Genomic DNA, 20,235 nt, shown 5'->3' with positions numbered 1-20,235 from the left:
AACGGAGAAGAGTAATTATGAGATGCAAGATTTGTCAATCAGAGTCGCCCAAGTTTGCTAGTGCTAGAATCTTAGAAAAATATGATGTTGATTATTTTAAATGTGCAAATTGCGGTTTTGTTCAAACTGAAGATCCCTTCTGGTTAGAAGAAGCCTATTCTGAACCAATAGCTAATAGCGACGTAGGTTTAGTATACAGAAATACATATTTGTCAAACGTAACTGAAAATTTCATTTACAATCTTTTTAATCACAATGCTAAGTTCGTAGATTATGGAGCAGGATATGGTTTGTTTGTACGGACAATGAGAGACAAGGGGTTCAATTTTTATTGGCATGATAAGTATTGTGAGAATATTTTTGCTAAGGGGTTTTTAGCAGAAAAACCAGAAAATAAAGTTTATGAGGTAGTTACTGCTTTTGAAGTCTTTGAACATTTGGTAAATCCTTTAACAGAAATTGAAAGCATATTAGATTTTTCTAGAAATATTTTGTTTAGCACTGAACTACTGCCAGACACCAACCCAAAACCTAATGAATGGTGGTATTATGCCCTTCAAGAAGGACAGCACATCTCTCTCTATACAACTAAAGCTCTATCTATAATAGCTGAAAAATTTAAGCTTAACCTCTACTCTAATGGTTCGTCATTGCATCTGCTAACACAAAAGCAAATATCGCCACTTATATTTGAAAGATTGCTGCGTTATCAAACTCAAAATATCAAGAAAGAATCATTACTGGAACGAGATTATTTAAAAGCAATTGGTAAGCTAGATGATAGCGATAATATTTACATCAGCAGTGATGAAGGAGGTGAGACACTCAGCAATATATCTGTTATAACAGAATTTAAAATAGTCATTGATGGTGTATTTTTTCAACTATATAAAACTGGAATAGCCCGTGTCTGGCGATCGTTGCTGCAAGAATGGGCAGAGGATAGTTTTTCTAAGTATATTGTTGTTTTAGATAGAGCTGGAACCGCCCCAAAAATTCCTGGAATCAAATATCGTACCATCTCGCCCTATGACTACAACGCTACGGATGCAGACCGCGAAATGCTACAGCAAGTGTGCGAGGAAGAAGGTGCAGATTTATTTATCTCGACTTACTATACAACGCCACTATCAACCCCTTCTGTATTCATGGCCTATGATATGATTCCTGAAGTTTTAGGGGCAAATTTTAATGAACCTATGTGGCAAGAAAAGCACTATGCAATTCGCCACGCATCTGCATACATTTCAATTTCAGAAAATACAGCCAGTGACCTAATAGAGTTCTTTCCCGATATTTCTTCAAAGTTGGTAACAGTTGCTCCCTGTGGAGTTTCAAGTATTTTTTCACCAGCCTGCCAAGAAGATATTAATCGTTTTAAAACCAAGTATGGGATATCCAAACCCTACTTTATTTCTGTCGGAGGTGGCTCGGACTATAAAAATATTAGATTATTCTTTCAAGCTTTTGGTCAACTTGCCACCAAACAAGGCTTTGAAATTTTATGTACAGGGAGTGGAGTGTTATTAGAAGAAGAATTTAGAGCTTATACTTCAGGTACTGTAATTCACAAGCTGCAACTTAATGATGAGGAGTTGAGACTAGCTTATTCAGGTGCGCTCGCCTTAGTTTACCCATCAAAGTATGAAGGTTTTGGCTTACCTATTCTTGAAGCGATAACTTGCGGTTGTCCAGTGATTACCTGTCCTAATTCTTCTCTTCCAGAAGTTGCAGGCGAAGCTGCATTATATGTGAAGGATGATGATGCTGATGGATTGGCTAATGCACTGTGCGAGGTACAAAAACCGAAGATTCGCAGCTCATTAATTGCGGGTGGATTGGAACAAGCTCAAAAGTTCTCTTGGTCAAGAATGGCTAAAACCATTAGTTCAGCACTGATTGACGCAACTTTAGTGCGTTTAAACTTGAAAGAAATTAATCTAATTGTTTTTCCAGAGTGGACGCAGCCAGAAGAGTCTCTGGGTTTAGAATTGGAACGAGTGGTGAGATCGATCGCAACTCACCCAGACAAAAGCAAGATGACTCTCGTGGTAGACCACAGTAACATTTCTGAAGAAGATGCTAATCTGGCTTTGTCTAGCGTGGCGATGAATCTTTTAATGGAAGAAGATTTAGATGTTTCTGATGGACCCGAAATTTCACTGATGGGACAGTTGAGCGAAATTCAGTGGTCAGCTTTGATACCTCGACTTTACGGTCGAATTTTATTGGAGAATGAGAATAAAAAATCTATCGGTCACGCCAAAGCAGACAACATTCCCTCATTAGAATTAGACCGTTTTATGAAGGAGAGTTACGGATGAACCCAGCGAATTTGTGCAGCGAGTTGCTGCACAAACTACTTACTCGGATCAGATCACCATCAATGATTTTTGTCCAGATATATTTGCCACATTTGCTCGTATGCTTTCTCCATTTCTCGCGTAAATTGCTTGCCATTCCACAACGGAGCAGTTTGTCGTGACTGCCGCAGTTGCCAGGATATTTGCTGCCGTAGAGCCGCGTCTTTCCCCAAACGAATACCCCATTCTACATACTCTTCATCAGTCCAAGCAATCCCTTCCGAAATACCAGCATTCATCATCATTCCGTAACTGTTGCGACTAGAAAACTGTTGCCCTACTCGTGTCACCAAAGGAATGCACATCCAGAGAGTTTCCATTGTGGTTGTAGCTCCGTTGTAGGGGTAAGTATCTAGCACCACATCAGCAATACCTAAATTAGCCCGGTGTACTGCCTCTGAAGGAGCGTGAGGCAAAAATCGCAAGCGATCCGCACTCACCCCCTCTGATTCCGCAATCTGAATAAAAAAGTTTTTTAGCGATTCTTGCTCAGCAAACCATTTAGTTACAAAGTAGCTATTGGGGACTGCCTTAATAATTTGCATTTGCAGCCGAGCTGTGTTGGGATTGTACTTGTATCCCATCTGACTACAATAGTATATGACTGCATCGCTAGGAATATCTAGCAGATCGCGTCGAACTGTGGGCACTCCCACTTCAAAACCATCTACTGCTAGATAAGTGGCAGGCAATCGCCATATTTTTTCCGCATAGTAATCCTGTGCTGATTCGGGTAAAACGTAATTATCTGCAATATAGTAATCAACATTTGGTACGCCAGAAGCATCCCACCCCAACCAACTAACTTGTACAGGGGCCGGCTTAATTGCCATTACCTCACAGTTAGTATTCATCGTAATGCTATCAAGATCGATCAATATATCAATTTCATGTTCGTAAATTTTTTCAGCAGCTTCAATACCTGAAATACCTAGTTTATAAGCTTGGTCAGCTTTACCAATATACCATTGCTGAATGGGATCGTTTGTCAGTTTGGCTCCAATTAGATAAGCACATATTTCAAAGCGATCGCGGTCGTGATGTTCAAACAACCAGCGTGCCAGCCATCCTACAGAATGGCTACGTAAGCAATAAGATAAATAACCAACTTTATAACGTCTTTTTTCATTACCTCCCTGAACCAGAGGCAACGAGCGATGGCGACACCTCTCTACTATTGGCTTAGCATAATTTTCAACATTTGCTTGAAAAAGATTACCAATTTGGATGCGAATTATCCCAGCTTCTTGAGGTCGATCTTCAAAGTAAGGAAAGAAAAATAACGAACTCATCAAGCGAAGCGCAGCAGCCGAATCCAGATTAGTCGGAGCTTCCTCAATAATAGCCCTCATCATTAATTTGTGTGTCTCAAAGGCTGACCAAGCATCTTCCCAATTACCGCCAGCCAGCATCAGTCCGCGCAGCAGCAAATGATTGGCAAAAATTTTATCTACCAACTGTTCCATCACTGAGAAGCAAATCTTAGCAGTTTCTATCCCTTTATCAAAATTTCCTATATCTTGGTAAAAACTAGCCAAGGCCCGCAAAGCTTCTTGGTGTTTAGCTTCTAACCGCAAGGCGAGTTCTGCATAACGGGTCGCTAAGTGAAATTGCTTTCCTGAATATGCGATGTCATAAGCAAAGTAAAGTAAATTTTCAATAACAGGTAGAGGTTCTTTAACATGGTTAAAACAAGCTTCTGTAAATTCAAATGATGAAGGGTGGAATGGAGCAACATCTAAAACGGTCTTCCAGACTTGCAGCAACAGGTCGTAGTCTAATGCTATTGGAGGTTCGGACTTCAGAAGCTCTATGATCGTGCCCAAAGCGTCTGATTCTTCACCTCTGTAAGTTTTCCGCAGGATGGAAAGTCCCACCGAATGCAACAGGTTATTAATATCCCCAGGATTGATTTCTCGGATGTGCTGCCGAATCGCCCAAGCTACTTCATAATTTACCAAATCCAGCCGTTGTCGTTCAGCCTCAGCTTCCAGCACTTGTAACAGTTCTGCTGTCCAGAGTTCAATTTCTTCAGATTCACCCTCAGCCATTGCCAGCAGCCAGGTTGTTTGAGCTTCTGCTTCTTGTTCTTGCAACAGCAATATCAATCCCAAGTGCCAGTAGTAAGACTTAACGCTTGGTTGCTCTGTAATCGCCTGTTCGTAGAGGATTGCTGCCTGAGCGTAATTTTCTTTAAGCAGGAGTTGCTCGGCTGTTTGCTGCCAATCCGGCGCAAGTGCTAATAAATTGTCAGAAATCATAAACTCAGCCACTAAACTCAGTTTCCTATCTACAGTAAAGCGGGCAGCATCGATAACGCTAACCCGCTTTTTCGTACTTTTTCACAAGCATGGCTTGTGTAATAAGCTGTTACTTAGTAACGATTGTCATACCGGCGGGACAAACACTATTGCTACCAGCAAGAGCAATATTCGCAGGATTTCCAACACCCGTCGTTTCACAAAGGATTGTCTGTGTGCCTGAAGCCCCTGTAGCATCGGCCGCTGTCACTGCTACAGCTCCTCCATATCCCTTCAGTGTATTAGCACTCTTAGGACTTGCTGCCGAAGTTGATCCGCCGTTTGCGCCAGTACCACCATCGCTCATGGTGTATGTATAGTTGGTGGTGTCAGTTTTGAGACCAAGACCCAACACACCGACATCTGTTGTAAACTTGGTGTTTTCTGCAAAGTAAGCCTGCGTACCCTTGTTGATTGAACTGATATACTGCTTGGCTTCTGTCTGCTTGGCTTTGTTTGCTTGACTGAGGAAGGAAGGCAAAGCGATCGCAGACAAAATACCGATAATGATGATAACAACCAGCAGTTCAATCAGGGTGAAACCTTGATCCTGTCTTTTCTTGTTGATGTGTTGCAGGAACTTGGCTTTAAATTCAGTCTTCATAATTTGTTTCTCCTGGAGGGGGTGGAATGCTTGATTTCTAACTCTTATATGTAACTTACCCAGTTTCCCCCGCTTTGCTATCATCCCGTCCAAATTTTTTTAATTTCTGGCAGCTAACGCTCCAAAAGTACGTACAGAAAGACTTCCAGCCGACTCAACAGTTCCTTGACTTCCTCAAAGGCTGTCTCCTGGGCTGCGGGTTCTAGATTAACAGCAGCCTCGGCTCTAATCTGTAGCCACTTCTGGACTAGCGACACCGCAGACTGCGGCCCATCCCACAGTGGCAACAGGCAAGCAGCCATTGTACTCTCGATCACCACCGGCGCTAAAGTGGGCACAATAATATAACGGCTAATCTCAAACGGCGTCTGGCTGTCAATGCAATTACTCAAGTCTTCCCTAATCTGGGAAGTTCTCAGTTGAGGGTGCAGATGTACCCGCGTTTCCCGCCATTGAGCTTCCGTCCATTCCGCAACGGGCACAAAAGCCTGAGCCTGATGGGGATTGCCGCACCAGAAATCAAACAAACGGTGCAGGGGATGTAACAAGTCAAATAAATGCAGTCGCTCTTCCAGAGAAGCTTCTGGCAGACTCATCGCCAAAAACGGAGGCAAATCATCTGGATCTTTGAACAAATCCATCAACTCCCACCTGCGCCAAGCCACCATACTGATAAACTCTAAATCAGCACCTCTCAACATTGCAAACACTTCAGGAATTGTACAACCTTTATCACCCACTAATAAATAGTTAGCCATAATCCATCCCTCATCCTGCGCGCGATCGGAATTCCAGGTGAATGCCTTAAGCCCTACTTGATCTTGTAATGCTTCCATTGTTTCCCGGACTATTTCTATCTCCAATTCTCCCGGAGATCCATTCATTAATCCCATTGTTTTGAAAACAGCTTGAGCGCGAAATACTCCGGCTCTACCATTTGAACTGTGAAGGTTTGTGCGGATAATTCCGTCTGGAGACAGAACCGATTTCATTGCTTGCAATCCAGCAATAGCATCGGGCAAGAGATACAGAACTTCGTCAGCATTGATATAGTCAAACTCTAACCCTAAACTTGGCAAATCTTCTATCTTCAAAGCATAAAATTCTGCATTAGCAACCCCATGATACTGTAAACGTTGCTCAGCTAGTTTCACCGATTGTTCTGATAAATCGATGCCTACTATTTTCGCTCCCGGATTGGCTATAGCTAAAACCAAGGATTTATAACCGGTGCCGCATCCCGCATCGAGGATAACTTTACCAGAGGTATTAATTATTTTTCTATTTCTGAAGTAATAAGCAGTTACAAGATTATGAAGGTAGAGCAATTCACTGTTGTCTTTTGGAGATTGTTCCAGCGGGATTCTGGGATAAGGAGTATGGTCAAATTGCTGGCGAATGTTTTCTATTAACTCTAAATTTTGGTGATCCATGTTCAATTACACTCAACGCTGGCAAATTACCTTAGTATCTCAGAAAATAGCCGATCGCCCGCCCGGCCGCAACACATACTTGCCATAATAGTCTGAAACGCCCGCGCTAACCAGAAATGCCCATCCTAAACTCCCTCATCGCTTCCACACTCGAAGCCATCAGCAAGCAGCGACACAGCAAGTTAATATCTAAATCTGGCAAAACCATACTTGAAGAAATTTTTTCATAACCCTCAGAACCCAAGCGATACATAGCCCATACACCATCCTCCCAAAACCAGACTTCAGCAACTCCCAATACTCGATAGCCCTGCAATTTTTTGACAGTACCGCTAGTGAAGATAACTTCGATACATAAATCTGGGGGATAATTTGGGGTTATGCGTCGGCCAATAAAATAAGATTCATCAGCTTGTGCAGATACTACCCCTTCCTTTTCTTGGGTAAAGCTTCCCGTAGGGGCAAACTCAATTTCATTTTCGGCGCAGTAGATAGCCAGCAGCGTACAAATTGTCCGACTAAAAAATTCGTGTTCTGGGGAAACTGCCAATATTTCTACCTCTCCTTTGTAATAAAACAACCTCGTCCCTGGGGAGTCAGAAAACCCCTGTTCAATTAGCTTGAACTGTTCCCAGCTAATCCCGGACTGAATGAACCGTTGGTCGAGTGGCTGTAAGAGTGTCTGTGTCATCATGCAAACCTCAATCAAGTTCTGGGTTTCAAACAACATTTATAAAGCATTAAATACTGTTAACGTTATTTCTGTGATAAGTTTAGATTGCCTTTTTTTCCCAAAGTGCGATCGATAAGTAGATAAGCTGTTGCGGCATTTAAATTATATGTCAAAAAACAATCAAACTATTGTGGGGAGTAGGGTTGGGCACGCGATCCCGCCCCGAATATACAATTTAAATGCGCGACAGCTTACCAGACTTTCAAGTCGGCATAATGTCGTCGAGTCTCAGTTGTAAATTGGGAAACAGGTAAGAAGAAATAGTATCTCCCAAGCGATATTGTTGCTGCTGGTATGCACCATTAACCAACTGGCAGACCGTGAAAGTCGGTTGCTTTGGGTTGCCGATAAATTGCCAACCACCTAAGCCACGAAAGTCCACAATCCAATATTCTGGGATATTCAAGAAAGCGTATTCTTCGACTTTTCTGGCATAATCATCTTGCCAATTAGTGCTGACTACTTCAGCAACAAGCTTAATGGTACTACCGTTACAAATAACTGGTTCTTTTTGCCAAAGGGGTTCTTGACCGAGTTCTGATTTATCTAAAACAACTACGTCAGGACGCAGCGCTGTAGCTTCAGCATATAATGGTTTGATTAGACAATTTTTTGGCACCAACCAGTTGAAGTTATCCCGAAAGATTTCGACATAAATTCTACCCGCAATGCTCCCGGCAACAGCTTCGTGAGGGCCAGTAGGTTCCATGTCTCTGAGTTCTCCGTCAATTAGTTCATAGCGTGTATTATCCCCATATTGGGCGATAAACTCCTCAAAGCTAAGTAATTGGGCTGTGGTGTAGGTCATAGATCGTGTTTTAACGGGATGTAATTTAATTGTAAGTTTAGTTAAAATCGACTATCTGGCAAAAAAACAAAGATTTGGTACTTTGCTCTCAATCGGGCCCCTCTCCTAATCTTCTATTACTTCCGGGCTTATACCAATTTTATATGAGGCTGCATAGAATCTGATCCCCCCTAACCCCCCTTAATAAGGGGGGGACAAGAGCTTGGTCAAATTCCTCCTTATTAAGAGGGATTTAGGGGGATCGAAATATATGCAACTTCACATTAAATTGGTATTAGCACAAACTTGCGATAATAGTCTCAATGCCTCATTATACAACCAACTACGATATCCATGAACACCAACATCAGCCCCATCATCAAAGTATTCACCCTATCCGCCGCCCTTTCGGTGGCCATCAAGTACGCAGGGCCTAGCTTATCCATCCCCTCTACCGACCTCAACGCCCTCATCGCCGTCTTTACCCCCAGTATCCTCTTAGCTGCTATCCTCGGCTGGCGATCGCGCCAACAGCAGTATTAGAGACACAATCAAAAAGTGCGCTCTACACTAGGTCTAAAGACTGTGTTTTTACCAAAATCTTAATTCCCCGTACAGCTATCAAACACAACCCAATTTAAGGCACTCACCATGATTCAAATTATACCTGAATTAGTAACATTCGATGAATTCATTGACTGGTATCCTGATAATTCCGAACACCGCTACGAACTACACAATGGAGAAATTGTTGAAATGCCAAAAGCAACAGGCAAACATTCTAAAGTGGCCGGTTTTACCAGCGGCTGGTTATTTCTCGAAATAGAACGCTTAAACCTACCCTACTTCATCCCCAAAGAATGCGTCATCAAACCCATGCGCGAGGAATCGGGATATGAACCAGATATTATTGTACTTAACGAACAAACCATTGGAAACGAGCCGCGATGGGAGAAATCATCAATTATCACAATGGGTTCATCAGTCCCCCTAATCGTCGAGGTAACTAGCACTAATTGGGGTGATCATTATGCCCTAAAGCTTGAGGCATATGAGTCAATGGGTATTCAAGAATATTGGATTATAGACTATCTAGGATTGGGCGGCAGACGGTTTATTGGCAACCCCAAACAACCCACTTTTTCGGTTTACCAACTAATTGACGGGGAATACCAAGTCAAACTGTTCAGAGGCAGCGAGGGTATTGAGTCCCCAACTTTCCCGGAATTGAAGCTGACAGCGCAGCAGGTGTTCGCCAAAGGGAATTGAGGAGGCTGCTTATGCTGATGTCCGAGTAGGGGTATCGGATTAAAGATGCGATCGCGCCCATCTGCTGTATCTTGTATACAGGCGATTCATCGCGTCTGGGCTGCAGAGCAATTAGCCAGCAGTAATTCCCCATACCCTATTCCTCAATCTAAAATCTAAAATCTAACATCTAAAATCTAATGAAGCTAGGACAGTGGATGGGCTTATTAGCCCTCATCGCATCTTGTTACATCCTGTGGCAAATCAGGCAGGCCCTACTGCTGCTGTTTGCCGCCGTCGTCTTAGCCACAGCCTTAAACAGACTAGCACGCTACTTGCAAAAATTCGGACTCAAAAGATCGATCGCCGTACTCTTATCCGTTAGCTTCCTAGTCCTCATCTTCGTAGGATTATTCCTAATCATTGTACCACCATTTGCCCAACAGTTTCAACAACTTACCCAAAGAGCCCCTCAAGGAATAGCAAAATTAAATGAGTGGATCGATCAGATTGAATCTCGCTTTTCTGGACAAATGGGTCAGCGACTACCGAATCTTGATATTAACGACATTATCCAACAACTGCAACCCCTATTCAACCAACTCGTCGGCGGTGCAGGAGCCTTTGTTGGCAACACATTAGGCGTTATACTCAGCTTTTTGCTAGTCATAGTTTTGACATTGATGACATTAGCAGAACCTTTATCTTACCGCAAAGCATTTATCCAACTATTTCCCTCTTTTTATCGGCGGCGAATCGAGGGTATCTTAGATGAATGCGAAATAGCCCTCGGTCGATGGGTAATCGGTGCTTTAATTAGCATGAGCGTCATCACTTTCCTGAGTTTAATTGGTTTGTCAGTATTGCAAGTTCCCCTAGCTCTAGCCCACGCTGTTTTAGCTGGTTTGCTGAACTTAATACCCAATATCGGACCAGGTTTGAGCGTCATTCCCCCAGTGACGATCGCACTTTTAGACTCTCCCTTAAAAGCCGGTTTTGTACTCATCCTCTACTTTCTAATTCAACAATTTGAAAGCAACCTCCTCACCCCTTACGTTATGGCGCAGCAAGTAGCACTACTGCCAGCAGTAACATTAATAGCTCAAGTATTCTTCGCCACCTTCTTTGGATTTTTAGGCTTACTGCTAGCTCTCCCCCTCACCGTTGTAGCTCAAGTTTGGATTAGGGAAGTCCTAATTAAAGATATTCTCAACCAGTGGAGTGCCAGCCCTAAAACCTTAGCAGCAATCGATTCGGCTATCCATGAAGAATATGAATCTATAGAAGTCGCCGAAAGCCGACCCGAAAAGTTGCCAAAACACAAACCCGACATCCCAGATAATGTAGAAAATGACACTCCTGAAAATCAATAGTTAAGGTTTGTAATGACTTCAGTTCTTATTCATTCCCAGTTAGAGGACAGAAGTATTCTCTACAAACTTAGTAAATTTGTGGTACGAATACCCTCAACTAACTATCTTCAAGCCTCGCATTTTCTACCGTATCTCTGCGGGCGCTAAAAATTTGTTTAACCGTCAAATTCAACGGCAAAAATGGGGGTGACACAACCCTATCACGGCCCCGAAACTGACTTTGATACTCACCGTCAACAAACTGGTAAACAGAAAAAGTAGGTTGTTTAGGATTGCCAATATAGCGTCGCCCGCCAAGTCCCAAATAGTCCGCAATCCAGTATTCAGAAATGCCCAAAGCTTCGTAGTCAACCAATTTGTAGCCGTAATCATCCCGCCAATTGGTACTGACAACTGCGACAATTAGCCGGACAGAACTACCCATTGTAATGATAGATTACTTTTTCCATCTCGGTTCGCTGTCCGTCCCTTGCCTGTCCAAAACGATCGCATCCGGTTCGCAACCAGATAGCCCGTTATCAGCTTTGACAACGCATTCTTTGGGAACGAAGTAAGGAAGTCCTAGTCGTCTGATTTCAAAGTTGAGTTCAGCGACAAGGAAGCCCGCTACTTCTGAATGTTCTCCGGTTGCTTTAGGCGTCTCAACAATAGTTCCATTTTGCAGTTCGTAACGGTTAAGCGAATTTTCAGGATACCAGTCAATAAATTCATCGAAGGTGACTGGTTTTAATATCGCTTGAGTCATGGCGATCGCTCTTTATTTGATTTATGATATTGTTATTGTATCCGTTAGAATTTACATCTTGGCTCATTATCAAGAACAGGCTTTTCGGCCTGTTCCACAAAGAGTGAATTTTCTTGTGGAACAGGCCGAAAAGCCTGTTCATAAAAGGCTTATTGAGAATGGTGCAACTTCTCAGTTATAATATATTGCTTTTATCTCAAACAACCAGCTCGATCGACAATCCATCAATCTAAAATCAATCCCAAATCAAAATCACTCCAAAATCAATCTATTCAAAATCTAAAATCTAAAATCTAAAATCTAAAATATATGAGATCGATCGACGAAATCAACGATAAAATCAGCCAGGGCAAAGCCACAGTCTGGACAATCGAAGAACTCAAAACAAGAGTTCAAGAAACCAGCATTACCCAAGCAGCCAAAGAAGTCGATGTGATTACCACCGGCACCTTCGAGCCGATGGAATCCTCCGGTGCAATCATCAACCTCGGCCATACCGACCCCCCGATAAAAATCCGCCAGTGCTGGCTAGACGGCGTTTTAGCCTACTCCGGCTTCGGGGCAGTAGACCTGTACCTGGGAGCCACCCAAGTAGCCGAAGACGGCGAAGAATCCCGCGAACGGGGCGGCGGACACGTCATCGAAGACTTAATAGCCGGCAAACCCGTGCAGTTGCGAGCCTTGGGGCAAGTAACAGACTGCTACCCCCGCGCCTCCTTTGAAACCACGATTACCCGCGATACAATCAACCAGTTTTATTTATTCAATCCCCGCAACGCATATCAAAACTTTATTGTTGGCGTCAACGGGGGCGATCGTCCGCTGTTCACCTACCTCGGCCCCCTGCAACCGAACCTCGGCAACGCCGTCTACTCGAACCTTGGAGCCATGTCTCCCCTGCTCAACGACCCCGACCTCGAAATCATCGGCATCGGCACCCGCATCTTCCTAGGAGGCGCCACCGGCTACATCACCTGGGAAGGAACCCAGCACTTCCCGCTGCAAAAACGCCAGCCCAACCGCACCCCCATCGGCCCAGCCGCCACCCTCGCACTCATCGGCGACGCGAAACAGATGAACTCGAAATGGGTGCGCGGCTGCTACTTCAAAAACTACGGCCCATCCCTGATGCTGGGAGTCGGCATCCCCTTTCCCGTCTTAAACGAAACAGTCGTCGCCCACTGTGCAGTATCAGACAAAAAAATAGTAGCGCCGGTGGTAGATTTCTCTATCCCCCGGCGCGTTCGTCCCACATTCGGTTTAGTTAGTTACGCTCAATTAAAGACTGGCCGCATCTTGATAGAGGGCAAACCTGTGCGGGCCGCCCCCCTTGCGAGTATGTTTCTCTCCCGACAAGTAGCATTGGAATTGAAGCAGCAAATTGAAGCGGGTCAATTTACCCTCACGGCCCCAGTTGCTCCCCTACCCACCGACAGAGTATTTCTCCCGCAAGATTTGTGGGGCGCCCAAGTCCGGCTCGAATAAAGGATTTTAGATTATTTGTGGACGCACCAGGTCCCAGAAACCGGGTTTCTTGTCGCCAGCGCGGGCCTGAAAGCTTGGGTGGTTGGTCAAGAAACCCGGTTTCTACTCCCGGCGAGTGCGTCCAGGATTCTAGATTTTCGATTGAAGAATTCTGGTAAAAAACTGCACACATGGGAAACTGATGCACTCACCTAAAATCTAAAATCTAAAATCTAAAATCTAAAATTGGTTCATTCCTCGATCGGCTTAGGCTTCTTAACCGGCTTAGGAAGAGGTTCCTTCGGGACAGGCGGTGGTGCTGCTGCTGCGGATTTGATGGTAGGACGCCCTACAGGATCACCGTCACCGCTGGGCCTAGGAGTAAAGGGACGCTTCCCTCCCCCTCCTTTGAAGCCGCCTGGCTTCTTGCTGCCAGGGGGGAATTTCCGCTTTTTAATCGGCAGGGCACCAATATTATTAGCCTGCTCAATCATCAGACTCTCAGCTTTCAATTTGACGTGGAAATCCCAAAAAAACCCGATCGCCTTTGTAGCTAAATCTCCCTTGAGTTTCAACTTAAAAAACTTCATCTTGTCGTCATTCTTGCGGGGAGCTTGCTTGATTTTGACGATGACATACTTTTCTTCGTCTTGGGATTGATAAATCACCTCACCTCTAATCGAAAAATAGCCATCTTCAACATCAGGTTCCGAGGGAGGCAAAGATGCGGTCGATGCTTCGCCGCTAGCCTCAATCTCCGCTGCTTCCTGATTTTCCTCATCAGAGGACAGTTCGGGAGGTTTCTTGAGCGTTTCCGGCTCCCAAACTCCCATAATCTGGGCGTGCAAGTTGCCGTCTTCTTGCCTGGTGCGGGGATAGACCACCCACAAGTGTTCTTGTTCCAGCTCCAGGTGATTTTTGACTAAACTCATGACTCTACCCAGCAAAACTGCGTCGATGGCAGTTCCGTCGGCAGCTATCAGCATACCCCGGGTGAATTGCTCTTCTGATGGCGTGTAGCGGCCCCGCACCAAACCAACAGCTCGGTACTGTCTGGGTTCGCTGGGGGGGGGAATGGGATGTTGGCGCATGACGGAGGGTATGTCCTCAGCGGCCTGACTTTCGTTAGCGGCAGGCTCGGCGTTTGCGGGCGGTACGACTGCTAGGGCTGGAGTATCGCTGACAGGTGTCGAAGACGCTGCAGGCGCGGGGGGTGCAGGAGCCTTGCTGGGCTGGTCTTGTGGCTTTGTTTTGTCCTTGTCGGGGGCAGAACTGTAGCGTGGTCGTTGCAGCCTATCCTTGGACGCTGGGGCGTCTGTTGGTGTTGCGGGTTGATTTGGGTCAACAGGTGCAGCCAACGCCGAAGGCACCGAACTTTCGTCTGGTGTCTCAGCAATGGAATCTGTATCTTTAGGCGGATTGACGGCCTGTTCGCTCGGCTGATCCTTGCGATTTGAAGTAGATTTGGACGATTTGGAAGACCGGTTGGGAGAGGGGTTCATAAAAACTCCTTGCAGCGGAGACACATCCCTTAAGGGAAATTAGGAATAAACTGAAGAAACTGCTTTAAAAACTACTAGCACCTGACAGGCGGGCTTGCGCCCGGAGGTCTGGTTGTGACCCGTCAACGCCAACTTTCAACGCTACGAGTGCCGATCGGTTCGCTGGCTGCTACAATCCTTGCGAGCAAGGACTTTGGCAGTTGCTGACCGATCGATCGCCGATCGCGCCCAGGTGGAGTTGCTGGCTAATAGCATTTAGGATATTCAGCTTGCCTATTTTACTTAATCCAATTACCTAACGGCCTGATCCGCCATATTTTCGGTAATTTTTAGCTTGACCATACTAAATTGGACAGACACCGCAGTCCTTGGGGCTGCGGGTCTGAGTGTCCAAAATTGTTTAGCTAGCATGGAGTTGTGGGTCTGTTACCGGAAAACGAGAGGAAAGCCCCCGACTTCAGGCGTGGGGATGAATTCGGCAGCGGATGCGGCCGCCTACAGTCTTAGAAAAATCCTGGTTGATTTCTAAAAGCATGATATGATTATATCATGCTAACAGTAACTCACGAGTACAAACTACGTCCGACCAAATCTCAAGTTCAAATATTTGAGATTTGGTTGTCTGTTTGTCGTCAGGTTTATAACTATGCCTTGCGAGAACGGAAAGATTGGGTTAATTCTCGTAAGTCTTCTGTTAATGCTTGTTCGATAATTGGTGAGTATATTATCTCACCGGATACTCCTAGACCAACCTATGCTAGTCAGTGCAAAGGTTTGGCAGAAGCTAAGAAGCATTGTCCCGAATTAAAGACCCCTCCCAAGCAAGTATTGCAGCAAACTTTAAAGGTTTTAGAGTCGGCATTTGTGGCAATGTGGGATAGAGGGCATGGGTTTCCTCGCTTCAAAAAACGGATGCGATCGTTTGTTTTCCCGGCTGTTAAGGATGCAGCAGTGGAGAAGGGAAAGGTTAACCTGCCGTCTATTGGGTGGGTAAGGATGAAAATGTCTAGACCCACACCAGAGGGTTTTATACTCAAGCAAATTAGAGTAGTTAAAAGGGCATCAGGATATTTTGTCATGCTGACCTACCAGTTAGCAGTCAACCTGCCCGCTCGCCCACCGTCAGGACATCCATTAGGGGTAGATATTGGGCTTGACAAATACCTCGCAACTTCAGATGGAGAATTAGTCAACAGACCGAGATTTTTTCAGGCACTTCACCGCGAGTTGAAATCACTGCAACGAAGATTAAAGCATCAAAGAAAAGGGTCTAATAATTGGCTTGATATCCAGAAAAAGATTGCTAGAATTCATCAAAAAATCAGTGATACCAGAAAGGATTGGCACTATAAATTAGCTCATCGGTTATGTGACCAAGCAGGAATGATATTCGTTGAGGATATCAATTTTAAGGCTTGGGCAAAGGGGATGTTCGGTAAACATACTCTCGATGCAGCCTATGGTCAATTCTTCTCGATTCTGTCTCATGTGTGTTGGAAGCGCGGGGTGTATTTTGCTCGTGTTGATAAAAACTATACGAGTCAAATTTGCCCCCAATGTGGAACCCATACTGGTAAGAAAACCTTGGATGTCAGAATCCATAGTTGTCAGTCGTGCGGGTACACCACTGATCGCGATACAGCAGCAGCACAAGTAATTAGAGACAGAGGTATCCTTGCGGTCGGGCAGCCCGTGAGTAAAACTGCTTCTGGAGGCGTTCTATCGGGGATCGATAGTAATATCGGTCTAGAGTCGAGCCTGTGAGAGAAGAATCCCCCGCATTGTATGCGTGGGGAGTGTCAACATATTAGCTGCAAGTAAAAGGCTGCTTTGTCCGTTCGGACTATGAAGTTAAAAACGTTTACGGTTGCACCGATCGAGCTAAATGGCAGATGCCCCCCGGCGATGCCTTAATTCTTAGAAAATAGTAGATTTTAAGCTGGGATAGTTGAATTATGGAAAAAGCAAACAAGCGTCGTGGGTTGATTACTGTGGTGGTGGTGCTGTCGCTCATCGCTTTTTTGGGATTTTCCCTTGTGCCAATTTTAAACAGTATTCTCCAGGCCAGCCAAGCGCAAAGTCGATCGACTCCAACGCCTACTCAGACGGCGCAGTCTGGGGAGAAGCAATCAGAGTTGCTGCAAGCTCAGGCGAGGGGATACGAATTGGTTTTGCAGCGGGAACCTGACAATGTAACGGCTTTGCGGGGATTGTTGCAGGTGCGACTGGAGTTGATCGGGCAAGGAGTGGGCGACATTAAGGATGCGATCGCTCCTTTGGAAAAGTTGGCTTCGCTGAATCCTGAGACTACTGAATACGGGATTTTGCTGGCTCAGGCTAAGGAACGCACGGGCGATCGCGAAGGGGCTGCTCAAGCTTACAGGTCAATTTTAGCGTCTAAGCCTGGGGAAATTAAGGCTTTGCAGGGGTTGGTGAATTTGTTGCTAGTGCAGCAGCGGCCGGAAGCTGCGATCGGACTGCTGCAAGATACGCTGAAGGCGGCTCCGGCTGCAAATCTAGCGAAACCGGAAAGTGTGGATGTAACTTCAGTGCAGTTGATTTTGGGACAGGTTTATGCTGTGCAGAAGCGCTACGAGGAGGCGATCGCGATTTACGACGAATCTGCTAAGGCTAATCCGAAAGATTTTCGCCCGACTTTAGGAAAGGCGATCGTGCTGAAGGAACAGGGCAAAACAGATGAGGCAAAAACGCTGTTCGATCGAGCTAGTGAGTTAGCTCCTCCTAACTATAAAGACCAAATAAATCAGTTAGCTAGTGGCACTCCTTCGCCTTCTCCTGCGGCTACGACGACTCCCGAACCGGCTGCTTCTCCTAGTCCTGAAGGTGCGCTACCGAAACCTTAAGGAAAGTTCTAAGTAAAAGAGTTTTGACTTGTCAGTGAAAAAGTATTAAGTTAAAAACTTAATACTTTAAACTCAAAATTACTGGCTTTTTTCCTAATTACGCAGAACTTATGAAAAGAAACCCGGTTTCTACGATTAATCTTGGTTGAACGACGATAGATACAGGTCGAAACCGGGTTTATAAGTCCTCGCGGGGAGCGTCTTTTTACCGATTACCAATTACTAATTACCAATTATGTAAGACCTCGGAGGGAATTATGACCCAAAGCGTTGACCGCGTTGTTCTACCTCCTGCTTTTCCAGACCACACTCAATTACCAGACTCCGACGGTATTTTTGTTAAAAATTTTCAGGAACACCCGCAAAGTTTAATTTTAACTGATTCGATCGGGCAAATTTTGCAGCAGCGGCATCCAGACGGACAATATGCGATCGGTCAAGACTGCGGCATTTACTGGCGAGAAACCGAGCCGCCGGAAAAAGGTGCAGAAGCTCCTGATTGGTTTTATGTTCCCAATGTACCTCCTAATTTAGACGGTCAAATTCGCCGTTCCTACGTGCTGTGGCGAGAACACATAGCACCGTTAATTGCTTTGGAATTTGCGAGCGGCAACGGTGATGAAGAGCGCGAACGTACTCCTTTATCTCGCACTGATGAAGGGGTAATAACGAAACCGGGCAAGTTTTGGGTGTACGAACAGGTGATGCGAATTCCCTATTACGGCATCTATGAAATTAACAGCGGTCGATTAGAAGTTTATCGGTTGATGGAGGGGTATTATCAACTGTTAGAACTCAATCAACGCGGCCATTTTCCCATTGCATCTTTAGGCATAGAATTGGGACTTTGGCAAGGTAGTTATCAAAATCAAAGTATGCTTTGGCTGCGCTGGTGGGACGAGGAAGGTAATTTGCTATTGATTGGCGATGAAAGAGCAGAATTAGAGAGATTGCGAGGGGCACAACAGCGGGAAAGAGCCGAGAGTGCAGAACAGGCACGACAAGCTGAATTTCAGGCAAGAAGGGATGCAATTCCCCGGTTGTTGGGAATGGGTTTGAGTGCGGAACAAGTGGCGGAGGCGTTAAGTTTATCCGTCGAAGAAGTGACGGAGAATGCTGGAGAGTGACATAGCGGGAGAGAATGGGGGAAAAGGGCGATCGGTCTTAATAGACTTCATCATGAGAACCCATTTTGAGCAATAAAATAGCTTCCTCATCATCTTCGGGATCGGTCACAAACTCAAATAAAATCCGATAATCGTAATCTATTGAACACGACCAGATACCCGATAAATCTCCTGTCAGTTTGTGAGTTCGCAAGCTGGGGTTAAAGCAGTCTTCAGACAAAAGTTCTAGAGTAGCTTCAATTAAAAGGCGAAGCTGAGGATTTTTACGAACTAACTTTTTGAAAGTACGAATAGATTTTGGAGTCCAACCAATTTTCATCAATCATCCAACTCCGCCATAAAATCCGCTACCGACCCAAATTTAGCATTGCCCTCAGCATACTCTTGACGAACTTCTGCTACTTCCTTGAGTAATTCATTTCGTCGCTGTTGTCGCAGACGATTCTGAAGAATATCTAGAAGCATAGCTTGATCTTCTAATGATAAAACTTCTACAGCTTCAAGAGCTTGCTGGAATTGAGATGTCTGTGTCGTTTTACTCATATATTATTTTTAACTGTTTATAACCACGATATTTTTTATTTATTTTAGCAAGACTTATCCTAAGCTAGCATTTTTTAGTTGTGATGTGGAGAATTTCCCTGATGAGTTTCAAATTAATTATAAATTATTTTAGCAACATAGTACCATCAGGCATAACAGTATTGCAAAAGATAGTCATGCTAGTCTGAGCATCACTCAAATTAGCTTGTTCGAGGTCAGCATCAGTTAAATCGGTATAATCTAAATTAGCACCTTCTAAATTGGCTTGGAAGAGGATAGCCCCACTTAAATTAGCGCCCCTCAGATTTGTAAAACTCAAATCAGCCTCACTTAAATCAGCCTCACTTAGATCGGCATTTGTCAAATCAATCCCCTTCAAATTAGCTCCAACCCCGATATAAATTCCACCTGAATGAGGAGTAAATGTATCGTCAAAAGTAGTTTCTGAGTCGTAAAGAAATCTATTGAGATTTACGTACTCCAACTGAGTTCCGCTCAAGTCAGCCCCCATCAGATTTGTACCTTCTAAGGAACCATCAAATAATCCAATATCTCGCAAATCAGCCTCTCTCAAGTTAGCACCATTGAACAAGGCGGAAGTTGTTTGAGTTCCTCTTAAGTTCGCTCCTTTCAAACAGGCATTATACAAACTAGATTCATATAGTTTAACACCTCTCATGTCGGCGTTAGTCAAATTAGCCCCTTCCAAGTTGCTTTCACTCAAATCGGCTTCGACTAAGCTAGCATTCTCCAGGTTAATTCCTTCTAGCTCAGCACTATCTAGCCTTGCATTATCCAAAACTGCTCCTTCCAGATTAGCACCCTGCAACCGAGCGGAGTAGAGATTAGCACTATGCAAGTTAATTCCTTCTAAATTGGCATCGTGCAATTTCGCTCCCTCCAAATTGACTCCTTTAAAGTTCCTCTCTCCAGCAGAGTACCGCTGCAACAATTCTTCAGAGTTCATGATTTACAGCAGATTAATTGCTTGTCGGTGCGGTATAACTTCAAAAACTTGGGAATTATACCCTATCAAAGCATTATAACACTACCAAGTTTACAGTCATATCTCAAAGTTGAATAAATGACCAAGTTAGTAGATTATGTTTACTTCTCTGACCAGACTATTAGTAAGGTGGGCAATGCCCA

At 44.6% G+C, this 20,235-nt stretch carries 17 protein-coding genes and 1 pseudogene; 8 read left to right on the top strand and 10 right to left on the bottom strand.

Features of this window, described 5'->3' with window-relative positions:
* Positions 1 to 17 precede the first annotated feature (17 nt).
* A complete protein-coding gene (locus QUB16_RS13415) occupies positions 18 to 2,324 on the top strand; it encodes a methyltransferase domain-containing protein (RefSeq protein ID WP_333316675.1) in 2,307 nt (768 codons plus the stop codon).
* Between the two features lie 59 nt (positions 2,325 to 2,383).
* Here the strand turns inward: QUB16_RS13415 and QUB16_RS13410 are convergent, their stop codons facing one another.
* The 5 genes from QUB16_RS13410 to QUB16_RS13390 all read right to left on the bottom strand — a co-directional run bounded on the left by QUB16_RS13410 (position 2,384) and on the right by QUB16_RS13390 (position 8,241).
* Complete coding sequence (locus QUB16_RS13410; protein WP_333316673.1) at positions 2,384 to 4,624, bottom strand: O-linked N-acetylglucosamine transferase family protein; 2,241 nt, start codon at positions 4,622 to 4,624, stop codon at positions 2,384 to 2,386.
* A 109-nt stretch (positions 4,625 to 4,733) separates the two neighbouring features.
* On the bottom strand, positions 4,734 to 5,267 hold the full coding sequence (locus QUB16_RS13405) for a type IV pilin-like G/H family protein (protein WP_333316671.1): 534 nt from the start codon (positions 5,265 to 5,267) through the stop codon (positions 4,734 to 4,736).
* 113 nt (positions 5,268 to 5,380) lie between these two features.
* Complete coding sequence (locus tag QUB16_RS13400; RefSeq protein WP_333316670.1) at positions 5,381 to 6,700, bottom strand: methyltransferase domain-containing protein; 1,320 nt, start codon at positions 6,698 to 6,700, stop codon at positions 5,381 to 5,383.
* Positions 6,701 to 6,806: 106 nt separating this feature from the next.
* Positions 6,807 to 7,394: a Uma2 family endonuclease gene (locus tag QUB16_RS13395; protein WP_333316668.1), complete on the bottom strand. Its 588-nt coding sequence runs from the start codon at positions 7,392 to 7,394 to the stop codon at positions 6,807 to 6,809.
* A gap of 241 nt (positions 7,395 to 7,635) precedes the next feature.
* Positions 7,636 to 8,241 carry a Uma2 family endonuclease gene (locus QUB16_RS13390; RefSeq protein WP_333316666.1) on the bottom strand — a complete coding sequence of 202 codons (606 nt, stop codon included), beginning with the start codon at positions 8,239 to 8,241 and terminating at the stop codon, positions 7,636 to 7,638.
* 333 nt (positions 8,242 to 8,574) lie between these two features.
* On the opposite strand from QUB16_RS13390, the gene QUB16_RS13385 reads away from it, so the two are divergent.
* The 3 genes from QUB16_RS13385 (at position 8,575) to QUB16_RS13375 (ending at position 10,841) form a co-directional block, all read left to right on the top strand.
* A complete protein-coding gene (locus QUB16_RS13385) occupies positions 8,575 to 8,763 on the top strand; it encodes a hypothetical protein (RefSeq protein ID WP_333316665.1) in 189 nt (62 codons plus the stop codon).
* Positions 8,764 to 8,871: 108 nt separating this feature from the next.
* The gene (locus tag QUB16_RS13380) at positions 8,872 to 9,489 is read left to right on the top strand and encodes a Uma2 family endonuclease (RefSeq protein ID WP_333316663.1); all 618 of its coding nucleotides are present in this window, start codon (positions 8,872 to 8,874) and stop codon (positions 9,487 to 9,489) included.
* A 179-nt stretch (positions 9,490 to 9,668) separates the two neighbouring features.
* Complete coding sequence (locus QUB16_RS13375) at positions 9,669 to 10,841, top strand: AI-2E family transporter (protein WP_333316660.1); 1,173 nt, start codon at positions 9,669 to 9,671, stop codon at positions 10,839 to 10,841.
* Between the two features lie 97 nt (positions 10,842 to 10,938).
* Here the strand turns inward: QUB16_RS13375 and QUB16_RS13370 are convergent.
* A pseudogene (locus QUB16_RS13370) lies at positions 10,939 to 11,586 on the bottom strand (Uma2 family endonuclease).
* A 309-nt stretch (positions 11,587 to 11,895) separates the two neighbouring features.
* Between QUB16_RS13370 and QUB16_RS13365 the strand changes: the two are divergent.
* Positions 11,896 to 13,071 carry a homocysteine biosynthesis protein gene (locus tag QUB16_RS13365; protein WP_333108202.1) on the top strand — a complete coding sequence of 392 codons (1,176 nt, stop codon included), beginning with the start codon at positions 11,896 to 11,898 and terminating at the stop codon, positions 13,069 to 13,071.
* 230 nt (positions 13,072 to 13,301) lie between these two features.
* Here QUB16_RS13365 and QUB16_RS13360 read toward each other — a convergent pair whose 3' ends face one another.
* Positions 13,302 to 14,552, bottom strand: a complete 1,251-nt coding sequence (locus tag QUB16_RS13360) for a hypothetical protein (RefSeq protein WP_333316658.1) — start codon at positions 14,550 to 14,552, stop codon at positions 13,302 to 13,304.
* Positions 14,553 to 15,101: 549 nt separating this feature from the next.
* On the opposite strand from QUB16_RS13360, the gene QUB16_RS13355 reads away from it, so the two are divergent.
* The 3 genes from QUB16_RS13355 to QUB16_RS13345 all read left to right on the top strand — a co-directional run bounded on the left by QUB16_RS13355 (position 15,102) and on the right by QUB16_RS13345 (position 18,543).
* Entirely contained in the window at positions 15,102 to 16,316 is a 1,215-nt protein-coding gene (locus tag QUB16_RS13355; RefSeq protein WP_333316656.1) for a transposase, read from the top strand.
* Positions 16,317 to 16,507: 191 nt separating this feature from the next.
* On the top strand, positions 16,508 to 17,416 hold the full coding sequence (locus QUB16_RS13350; RefSeq protein WP_333316654.1) for a tetratricopeptide repeat protein: 909 nt from the start codon (positions 16,508 to 16,510) through the stop codon (positions 17,414 to 17,416).
* 257 nt (positions 17,417 to 17,673) lie between these two features.
* Positions 17,674 to 18,543 (top strand): Uma2 family endonuclease, encoded by an 870-nt coding sequence (locus tag QUB16_RS13345; RefSeq protein ID WP_333316652.1) that lies wholly within the window; start codon positions 17,674 to 17,676, stop codon positions 18,541 to 18,543.
* A gap of 37 nt (positions 18,544 to 18,580) precedes the next feature.
* Here QUB16_RS13345 and QUB16_RS13340 read toward each other — a convergent pair whose 3' ends face one another.
* The 3 genes from QUB16_RS13340 to QUB16_RS13330 form a co-directional block, all read right to left on the bottom strand.
* Positions 18,581 to 18,862, bottom strand: a complete 282-nt coding sequence (locus QUB16_RS13340) for a type II toxin-antitoxin system mRNA interferase toxin, RelE/StbE family (RefSeq protein ID WP_333316649.1) — start codon at positions 18,860 to 18,862, stop codon at positions 18,581 to 18,583.
* Positions 18,862 to 19,086, bottom strand: a complete 225-nt coding sequence (locus tag QUB16_RS13335) for a hypothetical protein (protein WP_333251707.1) — start codon at positions 19,084 to 19,086, stop codon at positions 18,862 to 18,864. The genes QUB16_RS13340 and QUB16_RS13335 overlap by 1 nt, the downstream gene beginning before the upstream one ends.
* 124 nt (positions 19,087 to 19,210) lie before the next feature.
* Positions 19,211 to 20,053 (bottom strand): pentapeptide repeat-containing protein, encoded by an 843-nt coding sequence (locus QUB16_RS13330; RefSeq protein ID WP_333316647.1) that lies wholly within the window; start codon positions 20,051 to 20,053, stop codon positions 19,211 to 19,213.
* Positions 20,054 to 20,235: the final 182 nt, after the last annotated feature.

Source organism: Microcoleus sp. D3_18a_C4 (assembly GCF_036702415.1).
Lineage (GTDB): Bacteria > Cyanobacteriota > Cyanobacteriia > Cyanobacteriales > Microcoleaceae > Microcoleus.
This window is presented reverse-complemented; position numbering and strand designations above follow the sequence as displayed.

Coding starts and splice junctions, on each gene's coding strand:
- QUB16_RS13415 (WP_333316675.1), top strand. CDS start 18: ATGAGATGCAAGATTTGTCAATCAGAGTCGCCCAAGTTTGCTAGTGCT.
- QUB16_RS13410 (WP_333316673.1), bottom strand. CDS start 4,624: ATGATTTCTGACAATTTATTAGCACTTGCGCCGGATTGGCAGCAAACA.
- QUB16_RS13405 (WP_333316671.1), bottom strand. CDS start 5,267: ATGAAGACTGAATTTAAAGCCAAGTTCCTGCAACACATCAACAAGAAA.
- QUB16_RS13400 (WP_333316670.1), bottom strand. CDS start 6,700: ATGGATCACCAAAATTTAGAGTTAATAGAAAACATTCGCCAGCAATTT.
- QUB16_RS13395 (WP_333316668.1), bottom strand. CDS start 7,394: ATGATGACACAGACACTCTTACAGCCACTCGACCAACGGTTCATTCAG.
- QUB16_RS13390 (WP_333316666.1), bottom strand. CDS start 8,241: ATGACCTACACCACAGCCCAATTACTTAGCTTTGAGGAGTTTATCGCC.
- QUB16_RS13385 (WP_333316665.1), top strand. CDS start 8,575: ATGAACACCAACATCAGCCCCATCATCAAAGTATTCACCCTATCCGCC.
- QUB16_RS13380 (WP_333316663.1), top strand. CDS start 8,872: ATGATTCAAATTATACCTGAATTAGTAACATTCGATGAATTCATTGAC.
- QUB16_RS13375 (WP_333316660.1), top strand. CDS start 9,669: ATGAAGCTAGGACAGTGGATGGGCTTATTAGCCCTCATCGCATCTTGT.
- QUB16_RS13365 (WP_333108202.1), top strand. CDS start 11,896: ATGAGATCGATCGACGAAATCAACGATAAAATCAGCCAGGGCAAAGCC.
- QUB16_RS13360 (WP_333316658.1), bottom strand. CDS start 14,552: ATGAACCCCTCTCCCAACCGGTCTTCCAAATCGTCCAAATCTACTTCA.
- QUB16_RS13355 (WP_333316656.1), top strand. CDS start 15,102: ATGCTAACAGTAACTCACGAGTACAAACTACGTCCGACCAAATCTCAA.
- QUB16_RS13350 (WP_333316654.1), top strand. CDS start 16,508: ATGGAAAAAGCAAACAAGCGTCGTGGGTTGATTACTGTGGTGGTGGTG.
- QUB16_RS13345 (WP_333316652.1), top strand. CDS start 17,674: ATGACCCAAAGCGTTGACCGCGTTGTTCTACCTCCTGCTTTTCCAGAC.
- QUB16_RS13340 (WP_333316649.1), bottom strand. CDS start 18,862: ATGAAAATTGGTTGGACTCCAAAATCTATTCGTACTTTCAAAAAGTTA.
- QUB16_RS13335 (WP_333251707.1), bottom strand. CDS start 19,086: ATGAGTAAAACGACACAGACATCTCAATTCCAGCAAGCTCTTGAAGCT.
- QUB16_RS13330 (WP_333316647.1), bottom strand. CDS start 20,053: ATGAACTCTGAAGAATTGTTGCAGCGGTACTCTGCTGGAGAGAGGAAC.